The organism is Methylocystis silviterrae, assembly GCF_013350005.1.
Taxonomy (GTDB): Bacteria; Pseudomonadota; Alphaproteobacteria; order Rhizobiales; family Beijerinckiaceae; genus Methylocystis; species Methylocystis silviterrae.
Window position 1 is genome coordinate 89,367 of the sequence record NZ_JABVWW010000003.1, and the last position, 21,687, is coordinate 111,053.

Here is a 21,687-nt window from a genome sequence, read left to right on the forward strand (position 1 = left end):
CGCGATGCTCGCCCGCCGGCGCAATCTGTTCACCATTGCGCCTAGCGCGCCGTTTCTGAAGACGTTCGTTTCGGCCCTGCTCGACGGCGAGATTGTTCCCGCTCTCTCGCGCGACACGCCGCCGCTGACGATGGCGCGCGCCACGATCTATGTGCCGACCCAGCGCGCGGCGCGGGCGCTCGCGGCCGAATTCGCGCAAGCGTTGGATCGGCGCGCGACGCTGCTGCCACGCATTCTGCCGCTCGGCGCTCTGGAGGAGCGCGAGAACGCCGCTCTGTTTACCGGAGACTTTGACGTCGAGACGGATGCGTCCCTCGCCGCGCCGATCGAAGAGCTGGAACGACGCCTGCTGCTGTCGCAGCTCATTCTGCAATGGGCGGAAGCGATTGGGCGCGCGCTCATTTCGGTCGATACAAGCGGCGCGCCCAAGCTGCATGAGAGCGAACCGCTTCTCGTCGCATCGACGCCGTCGGCCGCCTATGCGCTGGCCGCCGAACTCGGCGCCCTCATCGACGAATTGCACATCGAAGACGTTTCGGTCGATGCGTTCGATAGTTTGAGCGACGACGCCTACAGCGATTTTTGGGCGATCACGACGAAATTTCTGCAGATCGCCTTGCGCGAATGGCCGCAAATTCTCGCCGACCGCGGACGGATCGACGCCAGCGCCTATCAGAAGCGCCTCGTTGAAGCGCAGATTGCCGAGCTCGCCCGCACGCCGTCGACCGCGCCGGTGATCGCACTCGGCTCCACCGGCGCGCAGCCGACGACCACGCGGCTGCTCGCCGCCATCGCCGGGCTCGAAAATGGCGCCGTGATCCTGCCGGGCCTCGATCAGGTCATGAGCGCGGACGTCTGGGCGAGCGTGGGTTGGACGGATCAAAGCCGAGAGCCGACCTTTACCCATCCGCAGATGATGTTGAAACGCTTGCTCGCCGCCATGGGCGTTGCGCGCGACGAGCCGCGCGAACTCGCGCGCGTGACCCCGACGCTCGCCGCGCGCCGCGCGTTTGTCTCGCAAGCGATGGCGCCTGCTGACGCGACGTCCGCATGGCGGGATTATCAGGCTGCGCAGAGCGGCGGCTTCGCACCGGCGCTCGAAGGCGTCATCGCGCTGGAAGCGCCGGACGAGCGGCTCGAAGCTTTGACGCTCGCGCTCTTCATGCGCGAGGCGCTGGAGGCGCCCGGCCGAACGGCGGCGCTCGTTACGCCGGACCGGCTCGTCGCGCGGCGCGTCGCCGCCGAGTTGCGACGCTTCGACATTGAGATCGACGATTCGGGCGGCATGCCGCTCGCAAGAACGTCCATCGGCGCGCTGGCGCGACTCGTCGCGACGATCGGATCGGATCGCGCCGGCGCCGTGAACGTGGCCGCGCTGCTCGCCCATCCGCTGACCGCGCTCGGACTTTCGCGCGCGCAAGTCGCATCGCTCGCGTCGCCAATCGAGATTGGCGTGCTGCGGACATTCGCGCAGCCTGACGGCGGCTGGGCGGCGCGTGTGCCGCCGGCGCGCGAATTGGCGCGCGCGCCTCATGCGCATCCGGCCGCGCGCCGCATCAGCGACGAGGACTGGCGCGCGATCGAAGACGCGCTTGCGCGTATTGACGCCGCTTTCTCGCCCTTCGCCGCGCTGACGCCAACGGCGTCGCTGTCGGACCGCGCGCGCGCGCACAGCGGCGCGCTTGAAGCCGTGATCGCCGGCGCCGACGACGCTGATGAAGAGGGCGCGTCGGCGCTGTTCGAACTCCTCGATCGGCTCGCGCACGCTGAGGCGCCGGCAGGCTTTGACGCGCAAAACTACGCGGCGCTCTTCGACCGCGTCGCCGCCGAGACGATGCTGCGCGGCCCAAGACGCGCCCATCCGCGCTTGAAGATCCTCGGTCCTTTGGAAGCGCGGCTCATCGAGGCCGACCTCGTTCTGCTCGCCGGACTGGACGAAGGCGTATGGCCGCCGCAGACGGACACCGGAGCTTTTCTCAATCGCTCGATGCGCGCCCAACTCGGCCTGATGGCGCCGGAGCGACGCATCGGCCAAAGCGCGCATGACTTCATCATGGCTTTGGGCGCAGAGCGCGTCGTTCTGAGCCGCGCCATCAAGCGTAATGGCGCGCCAACCGTTCCTTCCCGCTTCATCGCGCGGCTCTCGGCGCTTGCCGGCGACGCATTCGACGACTGCAGGAAACGTGGCGACGCGATGCTCGCGATCGCCGCCGCGCTCGATCGCCCAGAAACGACGATTGCGATCGAACGGCCGCAGCCGCGCCCACCGGCGGCGCTGCGGCCACAGCGCTTGAGCGTCACCCGCGTCGAGCGCCTGCGGCGCGACCCTTACGCGATCTTCGCCGAATATATTCTCAAACTCACGCCGCTGCCGCCCATAGGCGCGGAGGCCGGCGCGCGAGAAATCGGCGTCGCGATACATGAAGCGCTTGCGGCATTCGTCGCGCGACATTCGCGCGGCGCGCTTCCCTCTGGCGCCCGCGACGTGCTCCGCGATCTCGCGCGCGAGAAGCTCGATGGCTTCATGGCCGATCCCGCCTTCGTGAGTTTCCAATGGCCGCGCATCGAAGCGGGGCTCGATCATGCGTTCAGCTTCGAACAGGAGCGGCGGGCTTTGGACTGCGACATCCATGTCGAAACGCGCGGGGAGATCGCGCTTGCGCTCACCGATGGAACGATTTTTCGCCTGACCGCGATTGCCGATCGCATAGAGGTCGACCGAGAGGGCCAGGCTTATGTCTTCGACTACAAGACGGGCGCGCCGCCGTCCAAAAAGCAGGTCAAGGCTGGTTGGTCGCCGCAGCTGACTTTGGAGGCGGCGATGATCGAAGCCGGGGCTTTCGAAAAAATCGGGCCGCGGCCGGTTTCCGGCGCCGCCTATATCGGCTTGCGAAAGGGCGGTGAGACTCACTGGCTCGAATGGAAAGACACGCGCTTCGCCGACGTCGTCGCGGCGCATCGCGCGCAGCTCGAAGAGCTGCTGTCGCAGTTTTCCAGTGAATCGACGTCCTATGCGTCGCGGCCGCATCCGGCTTTTATGAGCGATATCGGCGATTACGACCATCTGGCGCGCGTCAAGGAATGGATGCGCGGCGGGGGAGAGACGGCATGAGCGAGCGTCCCGTTGGCGCCCTGACGATCCGGCGCCAGCAAACGGCGTCAGATCCGTTCACCTCCGCCTGGGTTTCGGCGCATGCCGGCTCCGGGAAAACCCATGTGCTCGCGCAGCGCGTTTTGCGGCTGCTGCTTGCCGGCGCGCGGCCGTCGCAGATTCTTTGCCTCACCTATACGAAGGCGGCCGCCGCCAATATGGGCTCGCGCGTTTTCGAGGCGCTCGCGCGCTGGGCGACGCTCGACGATGCGGCGCTGGCCAATGGTATCGCTCAAATGGGCGCGACAGTTGAGTCGCGCATCGATCTTGATTTCGCCAGGCGGCTTTTCGCGCGCGCCGTCGAGACGCCTGGCGGTCTCAAGATCCAGACGATCCACGCCTTCTGCGAAAAGCTGCTGCACATCTTTCCTTTCGAAGCCAATGTTCCGGCGTCCTTCCGCGTCGTCGACGATCTGGAGCGCGCCGAGCTGATGGACGCGGCGCGCCGGCGCGCGCTCGAGGCCGCCACGCGAGACAATGGATCGCTGCGAAAGGCGCTGGAGCTTGTCGCCCGCGAGACGACGGCTGCGGGATTTGACGCGCTCTGCGAAGAATTGCTGCATCTCCGTCAAAAAATCGCGCGCATGCGCGAGCAGGACGATTACGGGGCGCGTGTCTTTGCCGCGCTTGGTTTGACGACAGATGAAACGCTGGCGCGAATTGACGCGGCGATCATCGAGGACGGCGAGCCGCCGTCCGAGTGGCCGACGCTCGCCAAAATGCTGCGCGGCGGTTCGACCAACGACGGCAAACTCGCCGACTCGCTCGACTCCGCTTTTGTGCTTGCGCCGCATCCGGACTGTATCGAGAGCTGTCTCGCAGCCTTCTTCAAAACAGACGGCGAACCACGGGGCCTGGGAAAAACAAAAATCATCACCGGGCCGCTCGCCAAGCGCGAACCGCAGCTTCTCGCGCGCATGGAGGCCGAGCGCGACAGACTCGTCACGCTCGTCGAAAAGCGCAAGGCCGCGGCCGCCGCCGAACGCTCGCTGGCGCTGCATGTTCTCGGCGACGCCATTCTTGGCGAATATGAGCATGCCAAAAGACGGCGGGGACTACTCGACTACGACGATCTGATCGAGGGCGCGCGCCGCTTGCTTCATCGTTCGAGCCCATCCTGGGTGCTCTATAAGCTCGACGCGCAGATGGACCACATCCTGCTCGATGAGGCGCAGGATACGAGTTCGGCGCAGTGGGACATATTGGCGGCGATCGCTGATGAATTTTGTGCAGGCGCCAGCGCGCGCGAAGCCAAGGGCGGTCCGCCGCGCAGTTTTTTTGCGGTCGGCGACGAGAAGCAATCGATCTTTTCCTTTCAAGGCGCGGAGCCGGAAAGGTTCGACGAGATGCGGCGCGAGTTTCGCCGAAGATTTGAACGCGTCGAACGCCGTTTCGAAGAGGTGAGGCTCACGCAATCCTTCCGCTCTTCGCCCGGCGTGCTGCAAGCGGTCGACGACATTTTCGCGATTGAAGAGAATCGCCTCGGCTTCTGCGGCGATCCGCAGGAGCCGGCGCCAAGGCACGACGCTTGGAAATCCGACGTCGCGGCGCTCATCGAAATCTGGGAGCCGATCGGCGCGGATAAAGCGCAGGACCCGAGCGATTGGCGCCTGCCGCTCGACTATGTCGACGCGAGCGACCCCAATGAGCGTCTCGCGGAAAGACTGGCGCGCAAGGTCAGGACGCTGCTTGCGCCTCAGAACGGCGAATGTGTCGAAGACGGCGGCGCGCTGCGCCCTGTCGAACCCGGCGATATATTGATTCTCGTGCGCAAGCGTGGTCCGCTCTTCGAGGCGATCATTCGCGCTTTGAAAAACGAACATGTCCCCGTGGCTGGCGCCGACCGGCTCAATCTCGCCGACCACATCGCTGTCCACGATCTCGTCGCGCTTGGACGCGCGGCGCTGTTGCCGCAAGACGATCTGACGCTGGCGAGCGTCCTGAAGTCGCCGTTCTTCGGCTTCGACGACGACGATCTCATCGCGCTCGCGCCAGGTCGTCGCGCGTCACTGATCGAAGCGCTTGAGCAGTCCGAAGACGCGCGCTGCCGGGAGGCCGCGGCGCGGCTTCGACGCTTGCGACGCGATGCTGCGGCTCTGGCGCCGTTCGATTTTTACAGCAGCGTTCTCGGCCCTGACGGCGGACGCACGCGGCTCATGGCGAGACTGGGCGGCGAAGCGGAGGACGCGATCGACGAATTCTTAAAGCTCGCCGCGAGTTTCGAGCGCGAACAGCCGCCGTCGCTGACGGCCTTTCTGGCGATGGCCAAGTCGCTCGATCTTTCCATCAAGCGCGATATGGAAGCGGCCGGCGGGGCCGTGCGGGTGATGACCGCTCATGCCGCGAAAGGTCTGGAGGCGAAGATCGTGTTTTTGCCGGACACCTGCGGCGCCCCCGCCGGCAAGCACGATCCGAAGCTCTACGCGTTCGGCGAGGCTGACGAAGCGGCGCTCCTCTGGTCGATCGGCAAGGACAGCGACCCGGTCGCCCTCCAGCAGGAGCGTGAGGCGCATCGGCGGCGCGAGCGCGAGGAAAGCCAGCGCCTGCTCTATGTCGCGCTGACCCGCGCCGAGGAGCGGCTCTATATTTGCGGCGCTCATGGCGTCAACGGTCGCGCCGACGGCTGCTGGTACGACGCCATACGCGACGCGCTCGAATCGCGCTGCGAGACTTTGCCCGACCCCCTCGATGCGACATCGACGATTCTGCGCCGCGGCGCGGTTCCGCCGCGCTTCGATCTTTCGAGAAGAGCGCCGCAGGCCGCCGCCGTGGACATTCCGGCCTTCGCCAAGACCAAGGCGCGGCCTGAAGTTGCGCCGTCGCCGCCGCTGCGTCCCTCGAGCGCGCTCGCTGGCGCGGACCTCATCGCCAATGGCGTGGTGGGCGTGACTGCGCGCCGAGGCGAAGCGGAACGTCTGCTGCACGGCCGTCTCGTCCATGCGCTGCTGCAGCATCTGCCGGCCTGCGCGACGGAAGATCGGCAAAGCGTCGCCCGGCGCTTTCTTTCGGCGCGCGGCGGCTTTCTGGACGAGGACCGGCGAGAGGCGCTGGCGCAGTCGGCGCTTGCGGTTCTCGCCGACGCGCGTCTTGCGCCGCTCTTTGGCCCAGACTCGACTCCTGAGGTCGACATCGTCGCGACGCTCGAGAACGGCGCCGTCGTCTCCGGCCGCATTGACCGGCTTGCCGAAACCGCGACCGAAGCGCTCATCGCCGAATTCAAGACGGGACGGCCGCGCGCCAAGCTCGAAGACGCGCATGTGCGCCAGCTCGCGCTCTATCGCGCCGCTGTCGCGCCGCTCTTTCCCGGCAAGCGGCTGCGCTGCTTTCTGATCTATACGCAGAACGCCAGCGTGCTCGAAGCCGACGAATCGGCGCTTGCGAACGCGCTTCAACGCGCGCTGGCGTAGATCCGGCGGCGCCGAGGCAAGCAGGTTCCGAAAAAGTTGACAGACTTTTTCGATGAGAACCTGCTCCAGCATTTTGATTTTGAGCGATTCCTTATCGATCACATGATTCCATGTGATCGGGAAGCGCTCTAAGCCGGCTGATCGGGGCCGACTCGGCGGCGCCAGAATTCCAGCAACAACGGGCTGAGCGCCATGACGATGGGGCCGAGGACGATGCCCGAAGCGCCGAACAGTTGAAGGCCGCCGAGCATGGCGATGAAGGCTGGCACCGTATGTAGCCGCATGCTGTCGCCGATGAGCAGCGGTCGAAGCAAATTGTCGATGCTGGAGATCACCACGCCGCCCCATAGCCCGAGAATCAAGGCTTCAACCCAACGGTCCTCGATCAAGAGGTAAATCGTCGCCGGAATCCAAATGACAAAAGAGCCGAGCACCGGAACGATCGAGAGAAGCCCCATGATCAACGCCCACAGCACCGGCGAATTGAAATCCAGCACCCAGAACATGAATCCGCCAAGCAGGCCTTGCAGCGCCGCCACCGCCAGCGTGCCAAAGAGGATCGCACGGATCGTATCGCGCACGCGCACGATGATCATGCCGGTTTCGAGATTGGAGAAGGGCGACAGTCGGGCGAGCGTCTGCAGCGCCACGGCTCGGTCGCGCAGGAAAAAGAACAGGAGATAGAAGGCGAGAAGAGTGGTGATGATCTGACCGGTGGACGCACGTAGAAAGTTCGCGGCGATATTGGTGACAAAGGCGCCAAGTTGCGAGAACGTCGCTTGTAGATCGAATCTGCGTGCGATCCAGCTTTGGAAGCCGCCGAGCCAAGGATGCGCGTCGAGCATCGTTTGCCAGTCGCCTTGCTGCACCGTTTTCTGAACGTAGTCGACGCCTGCGGCGGCCTCGCTGACCAGCCGTTCAATCATCAGCAGCAGCGGTCCAACGATGACGAGGCCGACGATCAGCATGGAGACGCCGGCCGCAACGGAGGGCGGCAGGAAGCGCTCCAGCAGGCGATGCGGCCCAATGAACACAACCGCGAGCACAAGCGCCCAGGTGAGCGCCGGCAGAAAGGGCGCAGAGATCAGAATCGTGGCGCAAATAAACGCGAGCGTGACGGCGAGTCTGGCGAGAACAAAAACGTCAATTGAGAGGTTCTGATCCTGTTCGACGAGCGCCGCCGTTTCCAACTCCTCGTTCATGTCCGCCCCTGTCGCTGCGTTCAACCTATAGACAGGGCGCGCCGCGGGCTTGGCAAGGCGGCCGGGAAGGGACATCTGCGCGGTCCGCGCGGCCGCGCAAATAACATTCATGAATTCGTTCGGCCGTTTCCGCGCCAAGAAAAACGGGCGGCTTCGAGAAGCCGCCCGGTGAATGTCCTATTCTCCGCCGTTCGCCGCGACGGCTTCGGCCTTTTCCTTGGCCTCGAGGTCTTCGCCGGTCTCCTGGTCGACGACGCGCATCGAGAGGCGGACCTTGCCGCGGTCATCGAAGCCGAGAAGTTTGACCTTCACGCGGTCGCCTTCCTTCACGACGTCGGTCGTCTTGTTCACGCGCTGCTTGGAGAGCTGCGAGATGTGAACGAGCCCGTCCTTGGCGCCGAAGAAGTTGACGAAGGCGCCAAAGTCCGCGGTTTTCACCACCGTGCCCTCGTAGATCAAGCCGACCTCGGGATCAGAGGCGATGGACTTGATCCAGTTGATCGCCGCCTTGATCGAATTGCCGTCGGCGGAGGCGACCTTCACCGTGCCGTCGTCCTCGATATTGATCTTGGCGCCGGTCTTCTCGACGATCTCGCGAATGACCTTGCCGCCGGTGCCGATCACGTCGCGGATCTTGTCGGTCGGAATCTTCAACGTCTCGATGCGCGGCGCGAATTCGCCAAGCTCGGCGCGCGAAGCCGTGATCGCCTTCGCCATCTCGCCGAGGATATGCAGGCGGCCGTCGCGCGCCTGGGCGAGAGCGACGCGCATGATCTCTTCGGTGATGCCGGCGATCTTGATGTCCATCTGCAGCGAGGTGACGCCGTTCGACGTGCCCGCCACCTTGAAGTCCATGTCGCCGAGATGGTCCTCGTCGCCCAGTATGTCGGAGAGCACCGCGAAGCGCTCGCCCTCGAGAATGAGGCCCATGGCGATGCCGGCGGTCGGCGCCTTCAGCGGCACGCCCGCGTCCATCAACGCGAGCGACGTGCCGCAGACAGTGGCCATCGACGAGGAGCCGTTCGATTCGGTGATCTCGGAAACGACGCGCAGCGTGTAGGGGAACTCCGCGGGGGCCGGCAGCATCGGCCGGATGGCGCGCCAGGCGAGCTTGCCATGGCCGATCTCGCGTCGGCCGGGCGAACCCATACGGCCGGTCTCGCCGACCGAATAGGGCGGGAAGTTATAATGGAGCAGGAAGCGCTCCTTATAGGTGCCTTCGAGCGAGTCGACATATTGCTCGTCCTCGCCCGTGCCCAAGGTGGCGACGACCAGCGCCTGCGTTTCGCCGCGCGTAAACAGCGCGGAGCCATGCGTGCGCGGCAGAACGCCGACTTCGGAGACGATCGGGCGCACGGTCTTCACGTCGCGCCCGTCAATGCGCACGCCGGTGTCGAGAATGTTCCAGCGCACGACCTTGGCCTGAAGCTCCTTAAAGGCCGCACCAACTTCTTCCTTGGGGAACTTGGCCTCGCCGCCTTCCGGGAAGAGCGCTGCGGTCACCTTCGCCTTCACGGCGTCGACGGCGGCATAACGCTCCTGCTTGACAGTGTGCTTATAGGCTTCGCGCAGCTCGGCTTCGGCGAGCTGGGCGACGGCGCTCGCGACATCCGTGGTGTCGGGAACGATGAGGTCGCGGGGGTCTTTGGCGGCGCGCTCGGCGAGGCGGATGATCGCGTCGATCACCGGTTGAAAGCCGCGATGACCGGTCATCACGGCCTCGAGCATCGTCTCTTCTGACAGCTCTTTCGCTTCCGACTCGACCATCAGCACGGCGTCCTGCGTGCCGGCGACGAAGAGATCGAGTTCAGAAAGTTTCATTTCTTCGATTGTCGGATTGAGTTTCAGCGCGCCATTGACCATGCCGACGCGCGCGCCGCCGATGGGGCCCATGAAGGGCACCCCGGAGAGCGTCAGCGCCGCCGAGACCGCGACCATGGCGAGAACGTCGGGATCGTTTTCCAGATCATGCGACAGCACGGTGACGACCACCTGCGTCTCGTTGCGATAGCCGTCGGGAAACAGCGGGCGGATCGGCCGGTCGATGAGTCTGGAGAGGAGCGTCTCGCGCTCCGACGGGCGCCCCTCGCGCTTGAAGTAGCCGCCGGGAATGCGGCCCGCCGCGAAGGCTTTTTCCTGATAATTGACGGTGAGCGGGAAGAAGTCCAGGCCGGGCTTGGCCGTCTTGGCGGAAACCACTGTCGCGAGCACGGTCGTCTCGCCCCAACTCGCCATCACGGCGCCGTCGGCCTGCCGGGCGACCTTGCCGGTCTCGAGCACGAGCTTACGCCCGGCCCAATCGAGTTCTTCGCGGTGAATCTGGAACATGCTGGTCTTTCTCTGATGAACCTGCGGTTCGTCATGAGCAAGACGGCGAGAAGCTGCGGCAGCGGTGTTTGGTAAAGCGTCGACGCAGCGTCCGGCGATCCTGCCATGACTTTACGCGTTGGTCGTGGCGAGCGCCCCTCTGGACGCCCATCTTGGGGAAAGCGGCGCATCGTCGCGCCGCTTTCGCTCAGCTGGTTAGCGGCGGATGCCGAGCCGCTCGATCAGGCTCTTGTAGCGCGGTTCGTCCCGCACCTTCACATAGTCGAGGAGCTGGCGGCGCTGGGAAACGAGCTTCAGGAGCCCGCGACGCGAGTGATTGTCTTTCGCATGCGTCTTGAAGTGTTCGGTCAGATTGGTGATTCGTTCGGTGAGAATCGCCACCTGCACCTCGGGCGAGCCCGTGTCGTTCGCCTTGGTGGAATATTCCTTGATGAGCGACTGCTTGCGCTCCGCCGTGATCGACATCGGATTGTCCTTGTTTTTCTGGGGTGATCCGCGCTCCGCGGCCAAGGCCGGGATGTCGTCCAGCAGGGTCGCGCGAAAACGGAGCCGCCCCGGCGGACCGGGGCGTGCCGAGGCGTTATAGCAGAAATGCAGGAGATGGATAGGGGGCTTACGCCCTCTCTCCAACGCCTTCAGGCGCTGCCCCAGCCTGTTGATTTCCACTTCCGCGTGGACAAGCTCGGTCACGTCATATTGGACGCCGAGATCGTAAATCACACAGCAATTATGGAATCGTCCATTCGATCTGGGACATTCTCTTCTTCAGCACAAAGCCTTGAGTCCTATGCCCCCTTGTCCGGCTGGAGCATCTGGGCGTCGCCGCGCAACATGCGGGTGATGAAGGCGCGCGCCGCAGGCTTGTCGCTTTTCGAGGTCAGTCCCGACAACAGTCCAAGCGCGCCGCCAAGCGTTATGCCCGCAAGCGCGCAGAGCGCATAGATTTCGATGCGATTGGGCGATCCCGCCACGGCCAAGGCGCTGAATAGGCCCACCGCCCCGCCGCAGAGCGCGCCGAGCGCTTCGCGATCGCCCGCGCGCGACCAAAACGCCAGGACGAGCGACGGCGCGAGGCAGGCCGCGGACACGGCGAGCGCCGCCGCGACGAGCGCGCCTGGCGTGAAGACGCCGGTGACGGCGGTCACGTAAGCCAGAGTCGATACGATCACGAGCGTGACGCGGTTGACGGCGAGACGCCGGCTCGTCAGGTCGATCTCGCCGCGCAGCCGGTAGAGCGCGTCATGGCCGAAGGCTGTTGCGCAGGCTTGCAGGCCCGCCGTGGCGAGCGCCAGGCCGATGGCGACAAGCGCTGAGGCGATGAGCCCCGAAGACGCCGCGCCGAGCTCCGCCGCCTGCGGCAGCGCGCCGAGCAGGACGTCGCCGTCGATCGGGCGAATCTCCGCCGCCGCGAGCGGCGCGCCGGGCGCGTATCCCTTCGCCGCGCAGGCGCGCTGAGCCTCTGACGGCCCGCGCACGTAATAGCCGCAGATGCTGACAAGTCCGCGCTCGCTCGCCTGATAGATGGCTTGCGGCAGGCGTTCGGGCGGCTGTCCCGCCGTGGCGCGGGCGAGCGACAGCGCCGAAGCGGCGATCGCCGCCGCCGCCAGCAAGGCGATGACGACGGTCCAGAAGAGGGCGGCGACCCCGGCGCGCCGTGCGCTTCGTCCGTCCCCGGTCGCCACCGAGGCCGCGAGCACCGGCGCGAGCGTCGCGATCCCCAGCGCCACGGCGAGCGTCGTGGCGAATTCGACCGGAAGGCCCAAGGGCGCCGGCGTCACCCCCCAGCTCTCCAGCAGTTTCGCGGCCTCCGTGGAGGCGGCGCCGCCAAAAATCAGCCCGTTCGGCAGCGCGTCATGGAGACCGAGCGCGGCGATGGGCCAGCCGAAGCCCAGCGTCGCCACGCCGGCGGCGGCCGCCGCCGCCCACATGACGCCCGAAAGTCCGCCCGGACCGGCGATGATCAGGCTTGCCGCGGCGATCAGAAATGCCGCGAAGCCCCGGTTGGCGCCGGTGAGTTCGACAAGCGCGTTCACCGCGATCAGGCCGCCGGCGGCGGCCAGTAGCGTCGAAGATAGCGCCACCGCGCCGATGAAGCCGACGCGCGTGGCGGCGCTTGTGAAACGTGCGCAAAGCAGCTCGGAAATGGAAAAAACGCCGGTTTTGCGCAGCAGCGGGCCGACGTAAAGGCCCGCGGCGGCGAGACCGATGAAGACGCCGGCGACAGCGCCTACAGCCCAGCTGCCGCCCGCAAGCCGTGCGCCGAACGGCAGCACCAGGGCGATCACGATCGCGGCGTTGGCGAAGCCGGCGTAGGCGGCGGGCAGTCCGCGGCCGGCGGTGTAATAGACCGACGCGCGCATCGAATGCAGAAGGAAGCCGAGCGTGGCGAGGCCGAGGATGGTGAAATAGGGCGGCGCCGCGCCGACAAAGCGCTCCGGCGCGCCGACGCGGTCGAGAAGCGCCGCAAAGGCGTACGCCAGGAGAAAGCTCGCGGCCACGAAGGCGATTCGGGCGTCAAGATTGGCTCTTTCGAGCGCCGCCTGCTCGGTCGACCGATCGCTCATCCTGGCCCTCGTTCAATCAGAAACGATGCGACTCTAGATGAGGACGTCCCGCCGGCCAAGATGGCGCGCGCGTCTCCGCCGCTAGAGCGCTTCCCGATCGCATGGAATCACGTGATCGATAAGGAATCGCTCACAATCGAAATGTTGGAGCAGGTTCTCATCGAAAAAGTCCGTCAACCTTTTCGGAACCTGCTCTAAGCGATCGACGTCGCATAGGTCAGGATGTAGCGGCTCATTCTCTCTTTGAGACCGCCGAAGGCCATGCCCATGCGGTTGTAGCCGATCGCGGCCGGAATCGCGGCGGCGAGCCCATAGGCCGTTGCGGCGAGCGCATCCGCGATGCCGGGGGCGACGACCGCAAGACTCGTGTCTTGAGTCTGCGCGATCCCCGAGAAGCTCGACATAATGCCCCAAACCGTCCCGAACAGGCCGACAAAGGGTCCCGCCGAGGCGACGATGGCCAGAACCGGGAGCCCGCCTTGGGCGTCGAGCATGAATTCGCGCGCGGCGCGGTTCATCTGCTGCAAGATTCGTTCGCGCTTTTGATGAATGGTTTCGTTGGGCAATTCAGCCTGCGACGCTTCGCGCGCGGCCTCGGCGATCGGCCAGAGGACGCCAATGTCGCCGCCGGCGCGCACCCGATCCAGCGCCTTGGAAAGACGCCGCAGAACAAAGACGCCATCGATGATGAGCACCCAGGTCCAGACCGCCGCGGCGAGAAGCAACGCCATCACCAGTTTGCTCACAGGTCCGGCATAAAGAAACATGCCGAACGGCGACATTGGAGCAAATTCCATTTCGGAGCCCTCCCGCGGCCTCGCGACGTCAAACCCTATTGAAACGTGATGCCCTGCCGGGCGTATACCGGGCCGCAGCTCGACGGTCCGCGCGACGAGGCGACAATGCGCCGCGCCATCGCCGCATGCGCGGCGCTTCCGCCCGAAACAGAAACGCCCGAAAGACCGCCGCCGGCGTTCACATAGAAAGTGACGACGACTGATCCCGGTCCGAGGCTCGTCGCAGCGGGCGTATGGCCGCGGATTGACGCCGCGATCTGGGCCAGACAGGTCGCCTCGGCGCCGCCCGAACCATCGTCGCTGCCTCCAGGCAATCCGTAACGACCGGCGATGCGCGCTCTGCCCACGCCTTGGCCTGTTCCGCCGGGGAGCCCATAGCGCCGACCGGTGTGGTCGGCGCGGCGGTCGTCGTTTACAGCCGCCACTCGTCGCGCCCGGGGTTTTTGCTCGGCTTGCTTGGACTTCTCGATCTTGGGCTTCTCGACCTTTTGCTTTTTCTGCGCCTTCTCTTTTCTCTCTGGCGCCTGAATCTCGTCGGGCTCCATGATCAGCGGGGGCGGCGGCTCATCGTCGATCAGTTCGTCGAATCCCTCATCGGTGAGCGAAGCTTCTTCGAACGGCAGCGGGTCTTCCAGCGAATCTCCTTCAGGCGCGGGGTCGCCCGCCTCCAGAGACACGCCTTCCGGGATGAGGTCTGCGCCGATGCCGCCCAGATCGACGATCGTTTGCGGCCAATAAATCCCTGAGGCGAAGAAGGCGAGGAATATCCCCACGACCGCAGCGGTCGAGACGGGATGCAGCCAGCGAGGCCTGAGCGGCGGGCGGTCTTCCGTCCGCGCGCCGGTGATCGAACTCGTCGTAATCTTGTTCACGGTGAAGCGCTCCGCCGCCGACGCGCCTTAAAAAATTTGCCACCATACGCCTTGTTCAAGCTTAGCGCTCGACCGGGTCGCGAGGCGATGCGGCTTTGTGTAACACCCACGCTTCCTCTGGAAATATTGCCGTCATGCGAATCGACACGCGGCTGCCGATGGCCGATAAGCCGGCATGGCCGCTCGTCCAGAATCATCAACGACCGCCGCCGCGGGCGGCGTCTCCACCGCCCTCGTCACCGAGGACGAGGCGGGGATGCGCCTCGACCGCTGGTTCAAGCGGCGTTATCCCGGTCTCGCTTTGTCCCATCTCGCCAAAATCTGCCGCAAGGGCGAAGTGCGAGTCGATGGCAAGCGGGTCGAAACATCGACGCGGCTCGAAGTGGGCCAAAAGATTCGGGTGCCGCCTTTGAAGATCGAGGCCCCCGCCGCGCCGGCGGTGAAACGCGCCGACCCCAAGGACGCGTTGGCGCTGGCCGACATGACGCTGTTCGAGGACAAGGATGTGCTGGTCCTCAACAAGCCCTATGGGCTGGCGACGCAGGGCGGCTCCGGCCAGACGCGGCATATTGACGGGATGCTGGAATCGCTTGCCAAGGGCGACACGCGGCCCGTGCTCGTGCATCGCCTCGACCGCGACACCTCCGGCGTGCTGCTCATCGCCAAGAACCGGCGGATGGCCGCCGACCTGGGCGAGATTTTCCGCTCCCGGCAGGCCAAGAAGATCTATTGGGCGCTTGTCGAAGGCGTGCCGAAGCCGGCGCAGGGCCGGATTTCGCTGTATCTGGCGAAGGGCGCGGGCATGGAGACATCCAGAGGCGGCGCAAGAGAGCTCGAGAAAATGCGCGTCGCCAAACATGGCGAGGCCGACGCGCAGCATTCACTGACCTATTACGCGATCGTCGACAAGGTTGCGCCGCGTTGCGCCTGGCTGTCGATGAAGCCGCTCACCGGACGCACGCATCAGTTGCGCGCCCATGCCGAGGCGATCGGCCATCCGATTTTCGGCGACCCCAAATATGGCCATCGCCCGGAGGACGAGGTCCGCCGTCGCGACCCTCTGCGCGCCGTGCCGGAGGGGCTCGAACGCAAGCTCCACCTCCTCGCCCGCCGGCTCGTCCTGCCGCATCCAAGGAGCGGAACGCTGGACGTGACCGCGCCGCTGCCCGATCATATGCAACGGAGCTGGGAACTCTTCGGCTTCGATGTGAAGCGTCATGATCCGATCGAGGACGCGCCGGACGCTTAAAGGGCCGGGAAAAGCCCGGCGGGCGGCGTTTCCTTAGGCGCCTCTTGGCAAGGATGACAAATGTCAAAGGAGTCGACCGGCCTCGACGCCGATTTTTTCGTCTCCCCGGAGGAGCGCGATCCGATAAAGGCCGCGCGCGAACCGGCGCGTCCCTTACCCAAGCGCTTCTATAAGGAGGCGGTCGCGGCGCCCGCCAAGGGCGGCTACGGGATTTTCCTTGACGGTCGGCCGGTCAACACGCCGGCAAAGCGTCCGCTGGTCGCGCCGTCACAGCCGCTGGCGGAAGCGATCGCCGCCGAATGGGCGAAGCAGGGCGAGACGATCGATCCGGCGACGATGCCGCTCACCAAGCTGATGAACACCGCGCTCGACGGCGTGGCGGCGCAAATGGCCGAGGTCGAAGCCGATGTCGTCAAATATGCCGCCTCCGACCTCATCTGCTACCGCGCCGGCCAGCCGGAGAGCCTCGCGGCTGCTCAGTCGGCGGCCTGGGACCCGCTCGTCGCCTTCGCGCGCGACACGCTCGGCGCCAAGCTCGCGCTCGCCGAAGGCGTCATGTTCATCGAACAGCCGCAGGAGGCGCTCGACGCGTTTGCGCGCGCCGTGCGCGATTATGTGGGGGAGGGCGCCGGCGCGCCGCTCAGGCTCGCGGCGCTGCACGTCATGACGACGCTATCAGGCTCCGCGGTCCTTGCGCTAGCAGCCGCCCGACACGAAATAGACGCCGGCAAGGCCTGGGAGGCGGCCAATGTCGATGAAGATTGGCAGATGCGCGCCTGGGGCGAAGACGCCGAAGCGATGGCCAGACGGTCCGCGCGCTTTCAGGAGTTCGACGCCGCGGCGACCGTGTCGCGCCATTCCACTCCTGACTGAGCGACGCGCAATATAGAGGCGCCTCGTCAAAAGGCTGCGGCCAATTTGCCGACGGGGCGCTTCCTCTCTTGCTTTGCACAATGGCCTTTGTTACGGAACGCGCGGCCTGGAGTCGTTCTAAGGAATAACGCCAAGGAAACGCTCCCGCGACCGGCCCTCGCCCCGCCGAAGTCGGACCAGACTCATGCCGCTGCTCGAACAATATCTGCCGCTGGTGATCTTCATCGCCCTTTCGGCCGTGATTGCCGGCGCATTGCTCGTTGCGCCCTTCCTGCTTGCGTTCAAGGCGCCGGACCCCGAAAAGCTCTCCGCCTACGAATGCGGCTTCAACCCCTTCAATGACGCGCGCATGAAATTCGACGTGCGCTTCTATCTCGTCTCTCTGCTTTTCATCGTCTTCGATCTTGAAGTGGCCTTTCTCTTTCCCTGGGCGGTGGCCTTCAAGGAAGCGGGCGCCTTCGGCTTCTGGTCGATGATGGCCTTCCTTGGCGTGCTCACCGTCGGCTTCGTCTACGAGTGGCGCAAGGGAGCTCTGGAATGGGACTGATCGAGAAGGAAAGCGCGCGCCAGACTCTGATCGCGCCGCAGCCCAAGGGACTGATCGATCCGCGCACCGGCAAGCCTGTCGGCTCGGACGACCCGTTCTTTCTGCATCTCAACGACGAACTCGCCGACAAGGGGTTTTTCGTCACCGCCACGGACGACGTCATCAATTGGGCGCGCACCGGCTCGCTGATGTGGATGACTTTCGGTCTCGCCTGCTGCGCCGTCGAGATGATCCAGGCGGCGATGCCGCGCTATGATCTGGAGCGCTTCGGTTTTGCGCCGCGCGCGAGCCCGCGTCAGTCCGACTGCATCATCATCGCCGGCACGCTGACGAACAAAATGGCGCCAGCGATGCGCAAGGTCTACGACCAGATGCCGGAGCCGCGTTACGTGATCTCGATGGGCTCCTGCGCCAACGGCGGCGGCTACTATCACTATTCCTATTCGGTGGTGCGCGGCTGCGATCGCATCATTCCGGTCGACATCTACGTGCCGGGATGCCCGCCTTCGGCGGAGGCGCTCGTCTACGGCATGCTGCTGTTGCAGAAGAAAATCCGGCGCACGGGCACGATCGAGCGCTAACGACGCGAAATTGAGGAGTTGTCCGCCCTCGTCCTTCGAGACGCCCGCTTGCGCGGGCTCCTCAGGATGAGGTCGGGTCAAGCAATTCCCTCAACCTGAGGAGGCGGCGCAGCCGCCGTCTCGAAGGACGAGGGAAGAGCGGCAGGCCAAGGAATTTAGGATGTCGGCTGAGTTGGAAGCTCTCGGCGCTAAAATCAGCGGTGCCTTGCTCGGCGCGGTGACGGAGGTGAAGGTCGCCTATGGCGAACTTACGTTGACCGTCGTGCGCGACCGCTGGCTCGAGGTCGCCGCCCATCTGCGCGACAGCCCCGACTGTCTTTTCGTGTGCTTCATCGACGTGACGGCGGCGGATTACCCGCAGCGGGCCGAGCGCTTCGAGGTCGTCGCGCATCTGCTCTCGCCCAAATACAACCGTCGTATCCGCATCAAGACGCCGGCGTCGGAAGAAACGCCTGTCGCTTCGCTCGTCACGCTCTATCCCGGCGCAGACTGGTTCGAGCGCGAAACTTACGATCTCTTCGGCGTGATCTTTTCCGGCCATCCCGATCTGCGCCGCATCATGACCGACTACGGCTTTGACGGTCATCCGCTGCGCAAGGACTTCCCAATGACGGGCTTCGTCGAGGTGCGCTACGACGACGAGCAGAAGCGCGTCGTTTATGAGCCGGTGCGGCTCAGCCAGGAATACCGCAACTTCGATTTCCTTTCGCCGTGGGAGGGCGTGCACTACGACCTTCCCGGCGACGAGAAGGCGAGCAAGTGAGCGCGTCGAGATGAACGATCAAACCCCCGCGCCAGCGAAGCCCGAATCGCAAGGGCTACGTAACTTCAACATCAACTTCGGCCCGCAGCATCCGGCGGCGCATGGCGTGCTGCGCCTGATTCTGGAGTTGGACGGCGAGGTCGTCGAGCGCGTCGACCCGCATGTGGGCTTCCTGCATCGCGGCACCGAAAAGCTGATGGAGTCGCGCACCTATCTGCAGAACGTGCCCTATTTCGATCGGCTCGACTATTGCGCGCCGATGAATCAGGAGCACGCCTTCTGTCTCGCCATCGAGCGTCTGCTCGGCGTCGACGTTCCGCGCCGCGGCCAGCTCATTCGCGTGCTTTACGCCGAAATCGGCCGCCTCTTGTCGCATCTGCTCAACGTCACTTCGCAGGCGATGGACGTCGGCGCGCTCACCCCGCCGCTGTGGGGCTATGAAGAGCGCGAAAAGCTGATGGTGTTCTACGAGCGCGCCTCGGGCGCGCGCATGCACGCCAATTATTTCCGGCCCGGCGGCGTCGCGCGCGACCTGCCCGACCAGCTCGTCGAGGATATCGGCGCCTTTTGCGACCCGTTCCTCAAGGTCGTCGAAGATCTCGATGAACTCTTCATCGGCAACCGCATCTTCAAGCAGCGCAACGTCGACATCGGCGTCATCTCTCTGGAAGACGCCTGGAAATGGGGTTTCTCGGGGGTGATGGTGCGCGGCTCGGGCGCCGCCTGGGATCTGCGCAAGGCGCAGCCTTACGAGTGCTACGAGGAAATGGAGTTCGACATTCCGGTCGGCAAGCATGGCGATTGCTACGACCGCGCCGTGATCCGCATGGAGGAGATGCGGCAGTCGACCTCGATCATGAAGCAATGCGTCGAGAAGCTCATGCGCGCCGAAAACCGCGGCCCGGTGATGGCGCCCAATCATAAGATCACGCCGCCCTCGCGCGGCGAGATGAAGCGCTCGATGGAAGCCTTGATCCATCACTTCAAGCTCTTCACCGAAGGGTTCCACGTGCCGCAGGGCGAGGTCTACGCCGCGGTCGAAGCGCCGAAGGGCGAGTTTGGCGTCTACCTTGTCTCCGATGGCGGCGACAAGCCGTATCGCTGCAAGATCCGCGCGCCGGGCTTCGCGCATTTGTCCGCCATGGATTTTCTCTGCAAGAACCACATGCTCGCTGACGTCTCGGCGATTCTGGGTTCGCTCGACATCGTGTTCGGGGAGGTCGATCGCTAATGTCCGTCCGTCGTCTCGCCGAAAAACAGACAGAGAGCTTCGAATTCACGCCCGAAAACAAGGCGTGGCTCGAGAAGCAGATCGCCAAATATCCCGATGGCCGCCAGGCCTCCATGGTCGTGCCGGCGCTGTGGCAGGCGCAAAAGCAGCATGACAATTGGTTGTCGCAGGCGGCGATCGAAAAAGTCGCGGACGCGCTCGGCATGGCGAAGATCCGCGTGCTTGAAATCGCGACCTTCTATTCGATGTTCAACCTCGAGCCCGTCGGCAAATATTTTATCCAGCTTTGCGGCACGACGCCGTGCCTGCTCGCTGGCTCGGATGAAATCATTGACGTGTTGCATCGCCGGGTGGGCCCTCAGCGGCGCGTGACCGACGACGGGCTGTTTTCCTGGCTCGAGGTCGAGTGCCTCGGCGCATGCTGCAACGCGCCGATGGTGCAGATCAACGACGACTATTACGAGGATCTGACCGCCGAGAATTTCGAGAAGCTTCTCGACAATCTCGCCGCGCGTCGTCCGGTGAAGACCGGTTCGCAGATCGGCCGCGTCTCGTCGGAGCCGGCGGGCAAGCTGACGAGTCTGACCTCGCTTTACGGCGAAGGGAAATAGTTGCGATGAGCATGATTGCCGAAACGATCAGCGAGATGGTCGACGCTGTGCGCGACATAGGCGCGTCGCTCGTACGCCTCATTGGCGGCGTCCAGACGCCGCCGCTCGACAGCGCCGACGTCTCGGGATTGTCCGAGATGAAAGCTTGTGACCGCCGGAACCAAAACGACGCGCACGACGAAAGCGCGGGGAACGCCGATGCTCGCTGATTCAGATCGCATATTCACGAACCTTTACGGCATCGGCGATCGTTCGCTCGCCGGCGCGCGAAAGCGCGGGCAGTGGGACAACACCAAGGCGCTGCTCGATAAGGGCCGCGACTCAATCATCAATGAGATCAAGGCGTCGGGTCTGCGCGGGCGCGGCGGCGCCGGGTTTTCGACGGGCCTGAAATGGTCCTTCATGCCGAAGGAAATCGATCCCAAGCGGCCGCATTATCTCGTCATCAACGCCGACGAGTCGGAGCCCGGCACGTGCAAGGATCGCGAGATCATGCGCAACGATCCGCATACGCTGATCGAAGGCGCGCTCATCGCGAGCTTCGCCATGGGCGCGCATGCCTGTTACATTTACATTCGCGGCGAGTTCATCGCCGAGCGCATCGCGCTCCAGAAAGCCGTCGACGAAGCCTATGACGCGCGGCTGATCGGCAAGAACAACGTCCACGGCTATCCGTTCGACCTCTACGTCCATCACGGCGCGGGCGCTTATATTTGCGGCGAGGAGACCGCGCTGCTGGAAAGCCTCGAAGGCAAGAAGGGCATGCCGCGCTTAAAGCCGCCGTTCCCGGCCAATGTCGGCCTCTATGGCTGCCCGACGACGGTCAATAACGTCGAGTCGATCGCCGTCGCGCCGACCATCCTGCGCCGCGGCGCCGCCTGGTTCGCCGGCATCGGCAGGCCCAACAACGCCGGCACCAAGCTCTTTTCGATTTCCGGCCACGTCAATCGGCCGTGCAATGTCGAAGAGGCGATGTCGATCTCGTTTCGCGAATTGATCGAGACCCATTGCGGCGGCGTGCGCGGCGGCTGGGACAATCTGCTCGCCGTCATTCCCGGCGGCTCATCGGTGCGCTGCGTGCCGTCGCATGAGATCGTCGACTGTCCGATGGATTTCGACAGCCTGGTGGCGTTGAAGTCCGGCCTCGGCACGGCGGCGGTGATCGTGATGGACAAGTCCACCGACATCATCCGCGCCATCGCGCGCCTCTCTTACTTTTACAAGCACGAGAGCTGTGGCCAGTGCACGCCGTGCCGCGAGGGCACCGGCTGGATGTGGCGCGTCGTGCAGCGCATGGTCGAAGGCCGCGCGCACAAGAAAGAAATCGACATGCTGTTCGATGTGTCAAAGCAGATCGAGGGCCACACGATCTGCGCGCTCGGCGACGCCGCCGCCTGGCCCATCCAGGGGCTCATCATCCATTTCCGCGACGTGATCGAACGTCGCATCGATCAATATGCGGCCAATCCGCATCCCGATCCGATCCGCGTGGCGGCCGAGTGATGATCGAA

17 protein-coding genes are annotated in these 21,687 nt (G+C 64.8%); 11 read left to right on the top strand and 6 right to left on the bottom strand.

Annotated features, from left to right (window positions below; all coding sequences use genetic code 11):
* The first annotated feature begins 4 nt into the window (after positions 1-4).
* Positions 5-3,112: a double-strand break repair protein AddB gene (gene addB, locus HUN39_RS04055; RefSeq protein WP_175093219.1), complete on the top strand. Its 3,108-nt coding sequence runs from the start codon at positions 5-7 to the stop codon at positions 3,110-3,112.
* Positions 3,109-6,558 carry a double-strand break repair helicase AddA gene (gene addA / locus HUN39_RS04060; protein WP_175093220.1) on the top strand — a complete coding sequence of 1,150 codons (3,450 nt, stop codon included), beginning with the start codon at positions 3,109-3,111 and terminating at the stop codon, positions 6,556-6,558. Before addB ends, addA begins: the two co-directional genes overlap by 4 nt.
* 128 nt (positions 6,559-6,686) lie before the next feature.
* On the opposite strand, the gene HUN39_RS04065 is transcribed toward addA, so the two are convergent.
* The 6 genes from HUN39_RS04065 to HUN39_RS04095 all read right to left on the bottom strand — a co-directional run bounded on the left by HUN39_RS04065 (position 6,687) and on the right by HUN39_RS04095 (position 14,321).
* On the bottom strand, positions 6,687-7,760 hold the full coding sequence (locus HUN39_RS04065) for an AI-2E family transporter (protein WP_175093221.1): 1,074 nt from the start codon (positions 7,758-7,760) through the stop codon (positions 6,687-6,689).
* Positions 7,761-7,937: 177 nt separating this feature from the next.
* Complete coding sequence (pnp, locus tag HUN39_RS04070; RefSeq protein ID WP_175093222.1) at positions 7,938-10,088, bottom strand: polyribonucleotide nucleotidyltransferase; 2,151 nt, start codon at positions 10,086-10,088, stop codon at positions 7,938-7,940.
* Positions 10,089-10,283: 195 nt separating this feature from the next.
* The gene (gene rpsO / locus HUN39_RS04075) at positions 10,284-10,553 is read right to left on the bottom strand and encodes a 30S ribosomal protein S15 (protein WP_018406993.1); all 270 of its coding nucleotides are present in this window, start codon (positions 10,551-10,553) and stop codon (positions 10,284-10,286) included.
* A 320-nt stretch (positions 10,554-10,873) separates the two neighbouring features.
* The gene (locus tag HUN39_RS04085; RefSeq protein ID WP_175093223.1) at positions 10,874-12,652 is read right to left on the bottom strand and encodes an SLC5/6 family protein; all 1,779 of its coding nucleotides are present in this window, start codon (positions 12,650-12,652) and stop codon (positions 10,874-10,876) included.
* Between the two features lie 194 nt (positions 12,653-12,846).
* Positions 12,847-13,449, bottom strand: coding sequence for a MotA/TolQ/ExbB proton channel family protein (locus tag HUN39_RS04090; RefSeq protein WP_175093224.1), 603 nt, complete (start codon positions 13,447-13,449; stop codon positions 12,847-12,849).
* A gap of 35 nt (positions 13,450-13,484) precedes the next feature.
* A complete protein-coding gene (locus HUN39_RS04095; RefSeq protein ID WP_175093225.1) occupies positions 13,485-14,321 on the bottom strand; it encodes a hypothetical protein in 837 nt (278 codons plus the stop codon).
* 175 nt (positions 14,322-14,496) lie between these two features.
* On the opposite strand from HUN39_RS04095, the gene HUN39_RS04100 reads away from it, so the two are divergent.
* From HUN39_RS04100 to nuoF, 9 genes are all read left to right on the top strand, one after another.
* Positions 14,497-15,570, top strand: a complete 1,074-nt coding sequence (locus HUN39_RS04100; RefSeq protein ID WP_175093226.1) for an RluA family pseudouridine synthase — start codon at positions 14,497-14,499, stop codon at positions 15,568-15,570.
* A 60-nt stretch (positions 15,571-15,630) separates the two neighbouring features.
* Positions 15,631-16,443: an ATP12 family chaperone protein gene (locus HUN39_RS04105; protein ID WP_175093227.1), complete on the top strand. Its 813-nt coding sequence runs from the start codon at positions 15,631-15,633 to the stop codon at positions 16,441-16,443.
* Between the two features lie 184 nt (positions 16,444-16,627).
* Positions 16,628-16,990, top strand: a complete 363-nt coding sequence (locus HUN39_RS04110) for an NADH-quinone oxidoreductase subunit A (RefSeq protein WP_014891230.1) — start codon at positions 16,628-16,630, stop codon at positions 16,988-16,990.
* Positions 16,981-17,571, top strand: coding sequence for a NuoB/complex I 20 kDa subunit family protein (locus HUN39_RS04115; protein ID WP_175093228.1), 591 nt, complete (start codon positions 16,981-16,983; stop codon positions 17,569-17,571). Before HUN39_RS04110 ends, HUN39_RS04115 begins: the two co-directional genes overlap by 10 nt.
* 160 nt (positions 17,572-17,731) lie before the next feature.
* Complete coding sequence (locus HUN39_RS04120) at positions 17,732-18,334, top strand: NADH-quinone oxidoreductase subunit C (protein ID WP_175093229.1); 603 nt, start codon at positions 17,732-17,734, stop codon at positions 18,332-18,334.
* A gap of 10 nt (positions 18,335-18,344) precedes the next feature.
* Positions 18,345-19,565, top strand: coding sequence for an NADH-quinone oxidoreductase subunit D (locus tag HUN39_RS04125; RefSeq protein ID WP_175093230.1), 1,221 nt, complete (start codon positions 18,345-18,347; stop codon positions 19,563-19,565).
* A complete protein-coding gene (gene nuoE, locus HUN39_RS04130) occupies positions 19,565-20,176 on the top strand; it encodes an NADH-quinone oxidoreductase subunit NuoE (protein WP_175093231.1) in 612 nt (203 codons plus the stop codon). The genes HUN39_RS04125 and nuoE overlap by 1 nt, the downstream gene beginning before the upstream one ends.
* A gap of 5 nt (positions 20,177-20,181) precedes the next feature.
* On the top strand, positions 20,182-20,385 hold the full coding sequence (locus HUN39_RS04135; RefSeq protein ID WP_175093232.1) for a hypothetical protein: 204 nt from the start codon (positions 20,182-20,184) through the stop codon (positions 20,383-20,385).
* Positions 20,375-21,679 carry an NADH-quinone oxidoreductase subunit NuoF gene (gene nuoF, locus HUN39_RS04140; RefSeq protein ID WP_175093233.1) on the top strand — a complete coding sequence of 435 codons (1,305 nt, stop codon included), beginning with the start codon at positions 20,375-20,377 and terminating at the stop codon, positions 21,677-21,679. The genes HUN39_RS04135 and nuoF overlap by 11 nt, the downstream gene beginning before the upstream one ends.
* The last annotated feature ends 8 nt before the right edge of the window (positions 21,680-21,687 follow it).